Here is a 16,454-nt window from a genome sequence, read left to right as displayed (position 1 = left end):
TGCAATATAAGAGAATATTAAAGCGTGATAATTCCTTTCATCAGTAAACCGATAATTATCACATCAAGTAGTAATAAAATAACGAGATAAAGCGTCTCTTTTTTCTGAAAAATAGGTTTATTATCGTGTTTCTCTTTACGTGACCAGATAAAAACAGGCAGTCCACATGTCAATAAAATTGGGACTAATGCAACATATTGAATTTGGCTTGCATACAAAATAAAGAGGCAGAAAATAACACCTAATACACCACTTAATAAGGCTAATCCTCTTCCTGTTTTTGCATATTGATCATATTGACGGTTAATACAAATCTTAGTGATATATAACGTTGTAGTGATGTAAGCGGGAACAACCATTAATGCGCTAATGTTATACATGGTATTCCATGCATTATTTGAGAAATAAACCAATAACATCGCTGCTTGCATCACAATACTGCTCACCCATAGAGATGTATTTGCGGCTTGGTTTTTATTGGTGCGTGCAAAGGCTTTAGGAAATGCACCTTTTTGCCCTGCGACCATCGGAATTTCTGCACATAACATTGTCCATGCTAACCATCCTGCTAAAACCGAAATAATCAGCCCGACATTCATTAACCAGTCTCCCCAATTACCAACAACTTTGGCTAATACACCCGCAGTTGATGGATTACTTAATTGAGACAGTTGTGATTGTGGCATAATACCAAAAGGTAAGATGGATAATAAAATATAAATAATTAATGCTAATAAAAAGCCTAATAAGGTTGCCTTACCAACATCTTTTTTATTTTTTGCTCTACCAGATAAAACGACAGCGCCTTCAACACCAATAAATGCCCATAGGGTTACTGTCATCGGTGCCAGTATTTGGGACATTAATGACACTGGCTCTGCCTTATTATCCACCGTACTCATAATTTGTGGTGATGTACCCCAGAAGTTACTAAATAACTGGTAATAATCATTCAGCACACCCAGAATAATAACAAATAAGACCAATGGCACTAATTTAGCTATAGTACCCATTGTATTCACAAAACCTGCAACTTTCGTTCCTGATAATACTAAAAAGTTATAGCCCCAAATTAAAATAGAACCACAAATAATGGAATTTAAATTATTGCCATCGGTAAATACACCTGGGAAAAACTGATCGAATGCATCCATCAAGATAACAGCAAAAGCCACATTACCAAATGCGGTCATTAACCAATATCCCCATGCAACATTAAATCCAATAAAAGACCCAAAACCTTCTTGTGCGTACATATAGACACCAGCTTGAAGGTCAGGTCGTAAATCAGATAATAAGCGAAATGTATTAGCAATAAAGTAAATACCAATACCCGCAATAATCCATGCGATCAAAACCGGCCCTATCGCTGAACTTGCTGCCGTATTTTGTGGCAAGCTAAACACACCACCGCCTAGCATAGAGCCCACAACAATTGCAATCAGGGCAAATAAACCCAACTTTGCACCATTATCACTCGTCGCGTGGGTGGTATTCTTTGACGATGTGGCTTCTGATTTGTTTGCCATAAAAACCTCTTACCTTAAGATAATAATATCTGGCGCCTAATCCCACGCCAGATATTTTCATCGCATCATAATGTTGTCATTAATTACTGACGGCCTTTTTTAATTGCTGACACACGGCGTTTGAATTTCACATGTGAAGGTAATTCTTTCGCAATGCGTTCATCTTCAACAATCGCTCTTACCCAAAAATCACCCTTTTCATCGACATTGATCCCTTGTATTTCATGTTCAAACCCTGGAAATGCCTTATCAAAAATTTGTAAGGCTTTTAGGTAACCAATAATACCTTGATCTCCTTTAGGTAAGCGTTCCCCCGGCATAAGAACAGGAATTCCCGGCGGATAAGGAACTAACATACTCGCCGAAATACGACCTGAAAAATTATCTAAAGGGATATGTTCAGCTTTATAGCGAACGACTTTTTGATAAGCCTCCGCTGGTGACATGACAGGTTCTGGATCACTATTTACTGCATCATTAATATGTTTCATTAAATCAAGCTCATCCATCTTTTCATGCATAGATTGGCAGAGTTGTTTTAATGTCATTTTTGCATATTGAAGAGAGATTTCTTTTAGTGAGGGAATAGCATCTATCGCTAACGCATCGGAATCATAGAGCTTTTTAAAGGTCAGTAAACTTTCTAATAACGTTCCCCACTTACCTTTAGTGACCCCTACAGAAAAGAGGATTAAAACGGTGTAGTCCCCCGTTCTTGCAATTTCAATACGTCGCTCATCCAAGAATTTAGTAATGATATAACCTGGGATACCCATCTTTTGATATTGACCATCGGCAGTAATACCAGGGCAGGTAATTGTTACTTTAACAGGGTCTAACATACTGTCGGTATCAGCAATATCTTCATCAGAAAAACCATGCCATTTATCACCGATTTTTAATGTCCAACAATCAGACTCTTGGCTTAACAAATCGAGAGGTGCTTGCTCAAAGCTGTAATTTTCGCCAGTTTTCGGATCACGTACTTGAGTTGGCTGTAATACATCGAAGAACCAATCAGAATCACCATTTTGCTCTTTTAATTGGCGTTTGACAGAAACGACGGCCTTACGAAATGCAATTGCTTCTTCTATCGATTCTTGTACTAAAGAATAACCAGATTCTCCTTTCATCATTCCGACTGCAACATCAATAGAAGCAATAATAGGATAATAAGGCGAAGTGGTGCCATGCATCATAAATGAGTCATTAAAGTCATCAAAATTTAACGGCGCACGTTCGCTTTTTTTCACGTGGATCATCGATGCCATAGAGAGTGATGGCAACATTTTATGTGTTGATTGCACGGCAAAAAGGGTAGGACAATTAGGAATATCTTCAGATACATCCATCGTAAAACGATTTTTATATAAAGGATGGAAACGCGCATAAGCATACCATGCTTCATCAAAATGAATTCGAGGTACGCTGGTTGCTAAATTTGTCACCACATCATTTACGTTGTAACAAAAACCATCATAAGTACAGTTTGTCACGACAGCATAAGTCGGTTCAGGGCTGATAGCACCTTCGGCTAGCGGACTCTCTTTTATCAGTTTGCTAATACTGGCTTGTGTTAAGCGTTTGGTTGGGATCGGACCAATTAAACCGTAGCCATTTCGTGTAGGTTTTAAATAAACTGGACGCCCTTGTGAAAGTGTTAAGCCATGATTCAATGATTTATGGCAGTTTCTATCCACAACAACAATCTCGTCTGCCCCAATAGCGCCTTGTGCCACAATACGATTGGAGCCGGATGAACCTGAAACACCATAAAATGTCCAATCAGCGCCAAATAGTTCTGCTGCTATTTCTTCTGATGTTTTTGATGGCCCCGCATGAATAAGGTAATCCCCCATTTCAGCCGTTGCGACACCAATATCAGCACGCATCATATTTTCACCAAAGAAATTGATGAACTCAATACCAATAGGATGTTTCAAATAAGCCATACCGCCCATATGTCCTGGGCAATCCCAATAGTAATCACCATCCTCAGTGAAATCTTTTAATGTTTTAAAATATGGAGGTAAAAGGCTCTCTGCATAGCGATGAATTAAAGTATAAATACGATTAGCTGTAAATGTTGCGGTTTCTGAATAGAGATAGATATATTCACTTACTTCTTTAAGAATATTAATAGAAACACTATCGGTAATATTCTCTTCAGACAGTAGAATAATAGGTGTCGTTGGGTTTCTTTTTCTAAATAATGAAATAAAGGCTTCACTCTCTATATTCATTTTTGGATTGTTTTTATCCCAGAAAATACCTACCGCACTGTATTTAGGGCTTTCTTTTATATATTTAATCCCATGATCAATATTATCTGCAATTTGAGCGATTAAACCACGCTCTGTAATTGCATGTTTTAATGATCCTAATGCTTGTTTTGCAGGGCTATCTTCTTTTAGTCCCACAGATGAGACAAATAATACATGATGATTAAACTTCATAGACACCTCCATAGGTATCAATATTGATTGATATTGCCATTATCTGATTCATTTCATTGAAAAAATTTCAATTAATAATTATGCACAATAATTAAAATTCAATATAATTATTGAGATATAGAAAAATCGTCAATACATCCAGTAAGATAATAAAAACAAATAAAATACGCTCTGTTGGATTAAATAGTGTCTTCTGCTCTTGATATCTCGACCAAATAAAAAGGGGAATACCTAATGTCAGTAAAATAGGCACCATCGCTAAATATTTAATTTCACAAGCATAAAACATAAACAAGCAGAACATTAATCCAATAAATCCACTAATTAAAGCAGAAGCCTTACCTTTATTGGCATATTTTGAAAAGTCACCCGACAAACAAAGCTGTAATAAATAAGCCGATGTCGCCAAATAAGCAGGTAGAACCATTAATGCAGAAATAGCTAACATTGTTAGCCAAGCATCATTAGAAAAATAAACAACAAAGACAACCAATTGCATAAATAGGCTACTCACCCACAGAGAGGTAGAGGCCGCGCCATTTTTATTTTTTACTGAAAATGCTTTAGGAAAGGTACCATTTTGAGCCGCTACCATAGGTATTTCAGCACAAATCATCGTCCAAGCTAGCCAACTGGTTAATACGGACACTAATACGCCGATATTAATTAACCACTCTCCCCAATCCCCAACAACAGTTTTTAATATTCCGGCTGTTGATGGTGTTGGTATTACGCTTAATGCTTTTTGCGGTAAAACCCCAAAAGGTAATACTGAAATAAAAATACAAATAATCAGTGAGACAATAAACCCTATCAATGTTGCTTTGCCCACATCTTTTTTATTGCGCGCTCGACCAGATAACGCAACCGCACCTTCGACACCGATAAAACACCACAGAGCAACATCTAAAGGCGCTAAAATTTGTGCAGGAATAGGCCCTAAATTATCGGCTGAAATAGATGCTGAATTTCCCCAAAAATTATTAGTTAACTCTTCATAATTCAAGAAGTAAACCAGTATAAACACGAAAATACTTAAAGGAATTAACTTCGCAAACGTACCAATAATATTAATTGCACCCGCCAATTTCGTGCCGGATAAAACAAGGTAATTAAATCCCCAAATAAGAATAGAAGCACCGATAATAGAGGGAATATTATTTCCGCCTTTAAAATCACCAGGTAAGAAATAATTTAAGGTATCCATCACCATAATAGCAAAAGCAACATTGCTAAAAATGGTCATTAACCAATAACCCCAAGCAACAATAAAAGCAACAAAAGCACCAAATCCTTCACGAGCATACATATAAATACCTGATTGAAGGTCAGGTCGAATATCTGAAAGCACCATAAAGATCCGGGCAATAAAATACATACCAAAACCGCAAATTAGCCAAGCAATAATGACTGGACCAATTTCAGATGTTGCTGCCATATTTTGCGGTAATCCATCAACACCACTACCTATCATTGAGCTGATTACGATGGCAATCAACGCAAGTAGTCCTATCTTCTGGCCTGTATTATTATTTGAATTGCCTTTTGACATATTCTTGACCCTATTGTAACAACTTCTGTATTAACATGATGAGCTAATGAACAAGTATAGTGGAATATAAAAATCACACACTCGAAACTATTACGATAATTGTAACTTATTATGTATAAATGAAAAAAGTATGACTTAAACATTAATGATTTTTAATATTTAAAAACCTAGAGAAAATAAACAACAACAGATCAACTCCAATAGATAAGAATCAAAAAATCAAGTGTTTAAAATTTCATACATATAACAATCATCTTCATAAAAAGTAAAAAGATATATTTTTCATTATCAGGCAACAATTATATTAATATAAAACAAATATTAAAAGTTTTTGTTATTTTATATATATTAATCAAATAGTTAAATATAAATTTAGTATGCTTTTCTTTTATTGAAATAGTAATAAATACGTAATTAACATATAAGGTAAATCTTAAAAAGAATTATTCTTTATTTAAAATATTGGAAAGAATCTTAAAAAGAATAATAATTGAAATTAAATATTAAAAACGATCCAATTTCAGTCCATCCATACTAAAATGAGAAGGCGATTGTCCCATCTGTTTTTTAAACATCGTCGAGAATGAGCCAGCGCTGTTATAACCCAAATCAAAGGCAACTTCAGTAATACCACGTCCTGATAAGATTTGTGTTAATGAATTCAATAAACAGACTTGTTGTCGCCATTGTGAAAATGACATTCCTGTTTGTTGGCGGAAAAAACGGCTAAAAGAGCGCTCACTTTTATGTAATTTATCTGCCCATTGTTGCGGTAAAGAATCTATTTTGGGATTACGAATAAAATCACGACATAATTTAGCTAATTTACTGTCTTGTGGAATAGGTGCAAAAAATGGTAACGGTTTTGCTTTCGCTAATTCACATAGAATGAGCTGCATTAAAAGACCATCTCGTCCTTTTTTATCATATTCTGCAGGCACATCTACGGCTTCAAGTAATAGTTGGCGAAAAAGAGGAGAAACACTGACAACCTCACATTGTTTGCTATATCGAGGTGCTGCGGAAGGCTCAATATACAAGCTTCGAGTGCTCACATCTAACATACGCGTTTCATGCCCAGTTTCTGGTGGGATCCACACACCACAAGACGGTGGAATAACCCACTCACCATCATCTGTACTCACTTCAATTAAACCCGTTGCAGGATATAAAAATTGGGCTCGACGATGTTGATGCGTTTCTAACAACGTATTGGGCAAATAGTCTGTACCCAGCGCAATAACATCTCGGTCAAGTGAATCAACGCTTTTTAAAGGTACATTTCTCACAATTTGGGTCGCTCTCTTTTTATTTTCGTTCTTTTAATATAACAGTTATCCCACACTCTACACACTGGCAAATAATGACCTATATAATTAAAATCATTATATATTTAAATAAATAACGAAAATACCTTATGTAAAATTTCAACCTTCTTGATATCTATTTAACAAACCCTATTAACAATCAAAAAACGAGCTTTTAACACCCCTTGTAAATAGGCTGAAATTCGAATGTCGTTGTCTGGTTTTAGAATGTTGGCAAAAGATTAATCAACTACTATCCCTCTCGCAGATGTTATTTCGAGCATTCTGCAATTATCTATGCATTCAATAATAATGCAGCGGATACCAGACATTCCCTTTATTCATAGCCTAGAAAAATCACGCACATTCTTTATATCAAGTATCGGGTATATCGGGATCCGCCTATTATGTTTAAGGTAGAGTTCATTATGAGCAATCAGTCCGATCACGATAGTGATACAAAGAGCATTCTCAACGATGTTAGCCGCCGTCACTTTATTCAAGCGAGCTCAGCATTAGTCACCCTTCCTTTTCTCGCATCAAACTCTTTTGCTGCGACAACAGACAACGCTATCCCAGTAAAATCAATAACAACCGAAGATGGTGAGCGCATTGTTTCAACTTGTAGTAGCTTTGACTGTGGCGGTAAATGTGACATTCGTGCCCATGTAAAAGATGGCAAAGTTACCCGTATTAGCACTCGCCCAGATACTGATTTAGATGAAGAAATGCCAATTATGCGTGCCTGTGTACGAGGCCGTGGTTATCGTAAATTTGTCTATCATCCAGACCGTTTAAAATACCCAATGAAACGCGTTGGTAAACGTGGCGAAGGCAAATTTGAACGCATCACTTGGGAAGAGGCAACCACTCTTATTGCGCAAAATATGCAACGTATTAACCAGCAATATGGTCCAGCATCTCGCTTTGTCAGCTTAAGTACAGGTGTTACTGGTGGTATTTTCTCTGGTGCGAATATGTTACGTCGTCTGTTTAATCTCACAGGCGGTTTTCTGGAAAACTATCACTCAGTCAGTAACGGTAATACCCTTGCCGTCACCCCTTATACTTACGGCACAGCGGCCAGTGGTAGCACACTCGATACGTTAGAAAATACCCCTCTTGTGATTTTATGGGGTCATAACCCTAACGAAACTATTTTTGGTCATTCAAACCATTTCTTCCAAAAAATGAAGAAAAACGGCACTAAATTTATTGTCGTTGACCCGCGTTATTCAGATACCGCTTCTTCTTTAGCTGATCAATGGATCCCGTTATTGCCAACAACGGATAACGCCATGATGGATGCGATGATGTATGTCATCGTAAGCGAAAATCTGCACGATCAAGCCTTTATCGATAAATACACAGTTGGCTTTGATGAACACCAAATGCCTGAAGGTGTGGGTGAGAATGAGTCTTTAGTTGCCTATTTAATGGGTAAAAAAGATGGTGTTAAGAAAACTCCTGAATGGGCTGAAACCATCACTAAAGTGCCGGCTGATACTATTAAACAGCTAGCTCGTGAATACGCATCGACAAAACCGGCTGCATTAATGCAAGGTTGGGGTCCTCAACGTCATATTTGTGGTGAACGGACGGCGCGTGGCGCGACATTACTTGCGACTATCACTGGTAATGTGGGTGTTCGTGGTGGTTGGGCCGCTGGCTATGGTATGGCTTTAAACTCTGAATTGCGTAAAACCATTGCAGGGCCAAGCCTATTAACTAACCCAGTAAAAGCGAAAATCAATATCACCAACTGGGTACAAGCGTGTGAAGATAAAAACTTAGTCACGCCACAAAATGGGTTACTCAATGCCGAGAAACTTGATACTGAAATCAAGATGATTTTCTCAATGGCGGGTAACTACATGACAAACCAAAATACCGATATTCTTCATGCCGCAAAAGTACTTGAAGATGAATCAAAAGTAGAATTTATCGTTTGTAGTGATCTCTATTTAACCCCAAGTGCAAAATATGCCGATATTTTACTGCCAGAAACCAGCTTCTTAGAACGCTGGAATATCGGTGGTACATGGAGCTATGGCGACTACATTATTCTGTCTGAAAAAGTTATTGAGCCTGAATTTGAGCGTCGTACTGACTACGATTGGTTACGAGAAGTCGCCGATAAATTAGGTGTAGGTGAGCAATTTAGCGAAGGTAAAGAGACTGATCGCGATTGGATTGAATATTTAGTCGATGACGCGAGTATTAAACGCCCTGAAGATGGTATTCCAACCTTTAAAGAGTTGTTGGTTAAACGTCGACATCTATTAAAACATCGTCCACATACTCAAAATGTGGCGTTTGAGAAAAATATCCAAGATATCGAAAATAATCCATTCCCAACGCCATCAGGCAAAATTGAGATTTTTTCTAAGCGTTTATATGACATGAATAATGTCGATATTCCTGCACTCTCTCATTATGTACCTGCCATTGAGGGCCCTGAAGACACGTTAACGGATAAATTCCCGCTACAACTTATCACATGGAAAGGGCGTAACCGCGCAAACTCAACGCAATTTGCCAACCCTTGGTTGCAAGAAGTACAGCGCCAAGAACTCTGGTTAAACCCGTTAGATGCTCAAGATAGAAACATCAAAGAAGGTGAGAAAGTCAAAGTGTATAACGATCGTGGGATCACGATCGTTCCCGTCAAATTAACACAACGAATTATGCCTGGGGTCGTCGCCTTGCAAGCAGGTGCTTGGTGGCAACCTGATGCAAAAGGCATAGATCAAGGTGGATGTGCCAACGTATTAACATCATCCCGTAGCACCGCAATGGCACACGGCAATGCTCACCAAACATTATTGGTCGAGGTAGCAAAAGCATGAGTAAATTTATCGTTTATCCCGCTGTGAGTAACAAACAGTTAGGGTTTTATATCGACAGCGCTCGCTGTTCAGGTTGTAAGGCGTGTCAGGTTGCTTGTAAAGATAAAAACAACCTCGATGTTGGACGCAAGTTTCGTCGTGTCTATGAAATCACTGGTGGCGGTTATACTCGCAATCCTAAAGGTGCGCTGGTCAATAATGTCTTTGCTTACACGTTATCTATCTCTTGTAATCATTGTGATGACCCAATTTGCGTTAAAAACTGTCCAACAACAGCAATGCATAAGCGTGAAGGCGACGGCATCGTCATGGTAGATACAGACAAATGTGTCGGTTGTGGTGCTTGTGCGTGGTCTTGCCCTTATGGCGCACCACAAATGAATCCAGAAACCAAACAGATGTCAAAATGCGACTTTTGCATCGATTTACAGCAAAAAGGTGAACAACCCGTTTGTGTTGCGACTTGTCCGCTAGGTGCGATCCAATTTGGTCCTATTGACGAATTGCGTGAACGCTATGGCGATTTAGATTATGTCACTGGTTTACCTTCCCCTGAAATAACGCATCCAAACCTTGTTATTAACCCACATCAGGGTGCCAATAATGACGGAATTAATAATAAGGGAGAAAGAAAATGAATGAATGGTCATTATTAATCTTCACATTTATGATGAATTCGACCATCGGTCTTGCGCTAACAACAGGGCTTTTTGCTCGTCGCCTTTCTCATTATCTCAATGCAGAAAGCTACTATCACTTTATGCTGTTAGCCTTATTTATTATTTGTGGATTAGCCGGTTTAGGCTCTATCGCTTCAATTACTCACTTAGGTGTGCCATTAAATGCCCCTAATGCCATTAGAAATATTTTTTCTGCTTGGTTAAGTCGTGAAGTTGCCGTCACTGCTATTTTTGTCGGTTGCCTAGGATTAACCTTTTTATGGCTCTGGCGCACTCGCAAACTCTCAATGCTTCTATTAAGTACCAGTATTCTGATTGGGCTATTTGATATTTATTGCATGGCATCGATTTATCGCCATACCTCCATTTTGACATGGATGGATCCTAATACTTACGTGATGTTCTTCGGTGCGATGCTAACGCTTGGTGCGGCTATTTTCTTTTTGCTGATCAAAGTATTACAACGTATAGGAAGTAAGTTAGGTATTGAAATACCACAAGACTCTTTCCCAATGCGCTGGAAATGGCAATTATGGGGAATAATGGCATTTAGCTTAATGGGTCGATTACTGTATCACCCTTTTTATGAGCAATATTTAACTAGCACGTTATATAGCCAAAAATCGGTGACATTCCCGTTATCACCTGTTCAAGTGTATTACTCCATCGGTTCGTTACGTACTACATGCTGGATCTTAGCAACCTTTGCAGTATTGGCTTGTGGCTATAGTTTAGTGAAATTCCTAGCCCCTAAAAATCAAGGTAAACCAACTGAGTCTATTTTTGCACTTGGCTGCGTTATCGCGATTATCGCTGACTTTATGTTGCGTTATGTTTTCTACTCAATTCACTAATTGTAATTGAGCTTGTGGTTTAAATAATAAAAAACAAACCTCATTAATTGGGGTTTGTTTAAGGAAATATCAAAAATTATGAGCAGACTCTCTTATTATGCGGCTGCATTTAATTTATTGGGAATTTGTTATTTATTCCCACCTGATGATGACACCAATAAAACTGCACTCAACTTTTTTAAAACTGGGGATTTTGCAGCACAGTGGCCTTGTAAAATTGAAAACCGCTTGTGTGAACGTTTAATTGATTCTGTTTCTATCGATACAGAGCAATTAAAAACCCAATGGCAAAATCTTTTTGTTGGCCCTAATGCATTACCAGCTCCTCCTTGGGGTTCAGTCTATTTAGATCCAGAGGGCTTATTACAAGGAGATTCTACCCTTGCACTGAGTGCGTTTTTAAAACGGGAACGTTTAAAAGTAAACACGTCTTTTCCAGAGCCTGTTGATCATATCGGTTTGATGTTATTTCAAGCAGCGGTATTGGCATCGGAAAACAGAGAAGAAGCGGTTAATGAATTATTATCCCTTCATTTGACCACATGGCTACCTCACTATTTAAATAAATTAAAAATGAGTGGGTATAGCCAATTTTATAGCACGTTAACAGAACTGGTAACCATCACGGTGAACGCATTCAGAAAATAGAAATTTATTAACAACTTATCATCCTAACATAATTATTTAAGGTAATTTGGACCACGCACCCAAATTACCTTTTTTCGTTTAAGACATTCTCTTTTTAAATTATGACAACTTTAATCCTAAGCGTTTTGTTAAACGGCGTAAGTTAGCTGGATCGAGTGATAATTCTCGCGCCGTTGCCGCCCAATTTTGGTTATTACGTAGCAATGCTTGTTTAATTAAATCCCGCTGAAATTCATCCGTTGCTTCTTTTAAATTCTTTTCTTCAGAAGGTAATGTTTGAGAGGCAGAGTGAACTGGATTTTCAGCCCCTAAAGCAAAATGACTAACTTGTAAAATAAGGCTATCAGTTTTATTTCCAGCTCTTGCCAACACAATTGCTCGGTGAATGGTATGTTCTAATTCACGCACATTACCCGGCCAAGAATAGTGTAATAAATAAAGGCGTAATTCAGGACTAATAATCACCTGCGTGAGATTAAAACGCTGACGATATTGCTCGCAGAAATAACCCACTAATAGCAAAATATCTTCATCTCTTTCTCGTAATGGCGGAACATGCAAAGGAAAAATGCTTAAACGATGGAAAAGATCGGCACGGAAATTTCCCGCTAATACCTCTTCCCATAAATCGCGATTCGTTGCCGCTAATACACGTACATTAACGCGTAAATTACGATCATCACCAATACGTTGAATATCGCCATATTGTAAGACCCGCAGTAATTTGGCCTGAAGTGATAATGATAACTCCCCTATCTCATCAAGAAATAAAGTTCCATTATCTGCCATTTCAAATTTACCACTACGATGACTAATTGCGCCGGTAAAAGCCCCCTTCACATGCCCAAATAATTCACTTTCTGCCACACTCTCAGGAAGTGCCGCGCAATTTAAATAGACTAACGGATTATCTGCACGATTAGACATTTCATGAATGGCTTTTACCACCAGCTCTTTACCGGTTCCCGTTTCACCACTCACTAAGATATTCATATCTGCGGGTGCAACAATTTCTATCTCTTTTTTCAGTTGCATCATCGAAGGCGATAAACCAATAATTTCTGTTTTTACTGTGGGCTTAAACGTATTGGTTGGCGTAAATAACATATTTTGATTTTCGAGTTGCTCAATCAATAACGCATTATTTAATGCACCAGAGGTTAATGCCGCAATTAAACGTAATTCTTCATCACTAAAAGTATCGAACTGATGAGGGTCCATTCCATCAAGTGTTAACGTACCAATTAAATCTTGCCCAGCAAATAATGGTAATCCCACACATGCATGAACTTTTAAATGCTCTCTATCTGGGATAAGTCCATCATAAGGATCGGGTAAATCACTGTCCGCAGGGAAGCGAACCACATCCCCTGCACGCGCGATAGTTTCAAGGCGAGGATGCCCTTCAAGTAAAAATCGACGACCTAAAACATCAGGTACAAGGCCATCTATGGCTAATGGAATAAATTGATGAGGCTCATAACGAAGCAACGCAGCTGCATCGCAATTTAGCACTTGCCGAAGCGTGGTCACCAGTCGCTGAAATCTATCTTGATGACCCACATCTTTTTGTAATTCAATGGCAATTTTAGCCAACACATCAACGGAAAAGCCCATAAAAACACCTCATAGTCATTATGACTGTTATTATGGTCATTTTGACATGATAAAGATAGTCATATTGACAATATTTAAATCACCACAAAAACAAAAATCATTTTAAAACAATAAGATAAGAACTGGCACGCTTCTTGATTATATCTATACATATCCCTATGAAAAGATTAATGAGAAGGAACAATACAAAATGGCTATTCATGTTAAAAATAATGTTAATTGGGTTGGACAACGTGACTGGGAAGTTCGTGATTTTCATGGCACTGAATATAAAACATTATTAGGAAGTAGCTATAACAGTTACCTAATACGTGAAGAAAAGAATGTCCTTATTGATACAGTTGACCATAAATTTAGTCGCGAGTTTGTGCAAAATTTACGAGCTCAAATTAATCTGGAAGAGATTGATTACATTATTATTAATCATGCAGAAGAAGATCACGCTGGCGCTCTTACTGAGCTGATGTCTTTTATTCCTAATACCCCGATTTATTGCACAGCAAATGCGATTGATTCAATCAATGGCCACCACCATCACCCTGAATGGAATTTTAATATCGTTAAAACAGGCGACAGCCTTGATATTGGCAATGGCAAACAACTAATTTTTGTTGAAACGCCAATGCTACATTGGCCTGACAGCATGATGACCTATTTAACTGGTGATGCGATTTTATTTAGTAATGATGCCTTTGGCCAGCACTATTGTGATGAGCGTTTATTTAACGATGAAGTTGACCAAACGGAATTATTTGAGCAATGCCAACGCTATTATGCCAATATTTTGACGCCATTTAGTCGCCTTGTGACACCAAAAATTAATGAAATTTTAGGCTTTAATTTACCTGTTGATATGATTGCTACTTCTCATGGCGTGGTATGGCGTGATAATCCAACACAAATCGTTGAATTATATCTAAAATGGGCTGCTGACTACCAAGAAGATCGTATCACTATTTTCTATGACACCATGTCTAACAATACCCGTATGATGGCAGATGCCATTGCACAAGGTATCAATGAAATTGATCCTAACGTGTTTGTAAAAAGCTATAACGTCGCCAAAAGTGATAAAAATGACATTATCACCAGTGCATTTCGTTCTAAAGGTGTACTTGTTGGTTCATCAACAATGAATAATGTCATGATGCCAAAAATTGCTGCCATGCTTGAAGAGATGACGGGCTTACGTTTTCGTAATAAGAAAGCTGCTGCTTTTGGGAGTTATGGTTGGAATGGTGGTGCTGTTGACCGCATTCAAACCCGCTTGATGGATGCTGGATTTGAAACCGCACTAGCGCTAAAAACCAAATGGCGTCCAGACATGCAAGCTCAAGAGATTTGTCGTGAATATGGCCGTGAAATTGCACGCCAATGGGCTTTAGCGCCACTTACTGCAACTCAACCTTGTTGTATAACCTCATCACAACCTGAAGCTATCACAGAGATTGAAGCAATCGACTTAGGTCCACGTATGCAATGTAGTGTATGCCAATGGATTTACGATCCGGCAGTAGGTGAACCAATACAAAACGTTCAACCTAATACACCATGGAGTGAAGTCCCTGATAGTTTCTTATGCCCTGAATGCTCATTAGGAAAAGATGTCTTTGATGCGCTTGCAAAGGAGGCAAAATGAGTACAGACCTTCTCAATAATGGGATTGTTATTATTGGTGCGGGGTTTGCCGCACGCCAATTAGTTAAAAACATTCGCAAATTTAATGCAGATATTCCCATTACTTTAATTGCATCAGACAGTATTGATGAATATAACAAGCCGGATTTAAGCCATGTTATTAGTCTGGCTCAAAATGCGGATGATCTAACAAAACAAACAGCTGAAGACTTTGCACAACAATATCAACTAGCCATTTATCCTTATACGCAAATTGTTGATATTAATACGGATGAAAAACGTATTCAAAGTACCAAAGGTGAGCAATGGTATTACGATAAATTGGTATTAGCCACTGGAGCCAAAACTTATTGTCCTGCTATTTCAGGCCATGAGCTAATGTTTACACTTAATAGCCAACAAGAGTACCGAACTTATGAAGCTCAAATTCACCAAGCTAAGCGTGTATTAATTTTAGGTGCGGGTTTAATTGGCACTGAATTAGCCATGGATTTTAGTCGGGCAGGTAAAGAGGTGATCCTTGCAGATATTTCAGGGCAATTATTATCATCCTTGATCCCGTCTGATCTTAGTGGTCGTTTGCAATCTAGCCTCACTGAAATTGGTGTGCGATTAATGCTGAAATCACCATTACAGTCATTAACACAAACTGATAACGGTATTTTAGCGACATTTAATCAACACCATCAATTAACTGTTGATTGTGTTATTGCCGCAACAGGACTCACGCCGAATATAGAGCTTGCTCATCTTGCGGGTTTGCATACTGATCGTGGGATTGTTGTGAATGAATATCTGCAAAGCAGTAATAGCAATATTTATGCCTTAGGTGATTGTGCGCAAATCGACGGTAACTTATTACCATTTTTGCAGCCAATACAATTAAGTGCGATGCACTTAGCCAAATCACTCGTTGGTGAAAATAATACTCCACTGAATTTACCGCCAATGATTATTCGGGTGAAAACACCGTTAATGCCTCTACATCTTGCCGGTGAAACTGCTCGTAATGACTTAACGTGGAATATTAATACAACACAATCGGGTGTTATCGCCAAAGGCTTTGATGATAACAATGTATTACGCGCCTTTGTGGTTACAGAAGAGCAGGTAAAAGAAGCCTTTGCTTTATTAAGAGCGCTGCCCGCTTAATTTTAATAGTGATATCGCCAAACAACGCTGCAACTTGAATAGACACAAATAGATACTCTAAATAATTCTAGGTGTAGCTAGGCGACAAGTGAGCGAGTCGCTAGGAGCATACATAAGTATGTGACTAGTGCGAATGAACGCAGTCAACAACGCTACAACTTGAAGTATGACG

11 protein-coding genes are annotated in these 16,454 nt (G+C 38.2%); 6 read left to right on the top strand and 5 right to left on the bottom strand.

Translation table 11 applies throughout. The features are described 5' to 3' along the window. Positions 1–17 precede the first annotated feature (17 nt). The 4 genes from GWJ01_RS04275 to GWJ01_RS04260 all read right to left on the bottom strand — a co-directional run bounded on the left by GWJ01_RS04275 (position 18) and on the right by GWJ01_RS04260 (position 6,826). Positions 18–1,529, bottom strand: a complete 1,512-nt coding sequence (locus tag GWJ01_RS04275; protein WP_161710739.1) for a basic amino acid/polyamine antiporter — start codon at positions 1,527–1,529, stop codon at positions 18–20. Between the two features lie 83 nt (positions 1,530–1,612). Further along, entirely contained in the window at positions 1,613–3,985 is a 2,373-nt protein-coding gene (locus GWJ01_RS04270) for an Orn/Lys/Arg decarboxylase N-terminal domain-containing protein (RefSeq protein ID WP_109401633.1), read from the bottom strand. Between the two features lie 91 nt (positions 3,986–4,076). Next, positions 4,077–5,537: a basic amino acid/polyamine antiporter gene (locus GWJ01_RS04265; protein WP_109401634.1), complete on the bottom strand. Its 1,461-nt coding sequence runs from the start codon at positions 5,535–5,537 to the stop codon at positions 4,077–4,079. 503 nt (positions 5,538–6,040) lie between these two features. After that, entirely contained in the window at positions 6,041–6,826 is a 786-nt protein-coding gene (locus GWJ01_RS04260) for a helix-turn-helix domain-containing protein (protein ID WP_161710738.1), read from the bottom strand. A gap of 446 nt (positions 6,827–7,272) precedes the next feature. On the opposite strand from GWJ01_RS04260, the gene GWJ01_RS04255 reads away from it, so the two are divergent. The 4 genes from GWJ01_RS04255 to dmsD all read left to right on the top strand — a co-directional run bounded on the left by GWJ01_RS04255 (position 7,273) and on the right by dmsD (position 11,875). Further along, the gene (locus tag GWJ01_RS04255; RefSeq protein ID WP_161710737.1) at positions 7,273–9,693 is read left to right on the top strand and encodes a DMSO/selenate family reductase complex A subunit; all 2,421 of its coding nucleotides are present in this window, start codon (positions 7,273–7,275) and stop codon (positions 9,691–9,693) included. Then, positions 9,690–10,331 carry a DMSO/selenate family reductase complex B subunit gene (locus GWJ01_RS04250; protein WP_075673997.1) on the top strand — a complete coding sequence of 214 codons (642 nt, stop codon included), beginning with the start codon at positions 9,690–9,692 and terminating at the stop codon, positions 10,329–10,331. Before GWJ01_RS04255 ends, GWJ01_RS04250 begins: the two co-directional genes overlap by 4 nt. Continuing rightward, the gene (locus tag GWJ01_RS04245; RefSeq protein WP_161710736.1) at positions 10,328–11,227 is read left to right on the top strand and encodes a dimethyl sulfoxide reductase anchor subunit family protein; all 900 of its coding nucleotides are present in this window, start codon (positions 10,328–10,330) and stop codon (positions 11,225–11,227) included. The genes GWJ01_RS04250 and GWJ01_RS04245 overlap by 4 nt, the downstream gene beginning before the upstream one ends. A 78-nt stretch (positions 11,228–11,305) precedes the next feature. After that, the gene (gene dmsD / locus GWJ01_RS04240) at positions 11,306–11,875 is read left to right on the top strand and encodes a Tat proofreading chaperone DmsD (protein ID WP_161710735.1); all 570 of its coding nucleotides are present in this window, start codon (positions 11,306–11,308) and stop codon (positions 11,873–11,875) included. A gap of 99 nt (positions 11,876–11,974) precedes the next feature. Here dmsD and norR read toward each other — a convergent pair whose 3' ends face one another. Further along, positions 11,975–13,492 (bottom strand): nitric oxide reductase transcriptional regulator NorR, encoded by a 1,518-nt coding sequence (norR, locus tag GWJ01_RS04235; RefSeq protein WP_075673994.1) that lies wholly within the window; start codon positions 13,490–13,492, stop codon positions 11,975–11,977. A gap of 190 nt (positions 13,493–13,682) precedes the next feature. Here norR and norV point away from each other — a divergent pair, with 190 nt between their 5' ends. Next, positions 13,683–15,131: an anaerobic nitric oxide reductase flavorubredoxin gene (gene norV, locus GWJ01_RS04230; RefSeq protein WP_161710734.1), complete on the top strand. Its 1,449-nt coding sequence runs from the start codon at positions 13,683–13,685 to the stop codon at positions 15,129–15,131. Next, the gene (gene norW, locus GWJ01_RS04225) at positions 15,128–16,282 is read left to right on the top strand and encodes an NADH:flavorubredoxin reductase NorW (protein WP_109401640.1); all 1,155 of its coding nucleotides are present in this window, start codon (positions 15,128–15,130) and stop codon (positions 16,280–16,282) included. The genes norV and norW overlap by 4 nt, the downstream gene beginning before the upstream one ends. Positions 16,283–16,454 lie beyond the last annotated feature (172 nt).

It is taken from the genome of Proteus sp. G2618 (genome assembly GCF_009915995.1).
GTDB lineage: Bacteria > Pseudomonadota > Gammaproteobacteria > Enterobacterales > Enterobacteriaceae > Proteus > Proteus terrae.
This window is presented reverse-complemented; position numbering and strand designations above follow the sequence as displayed.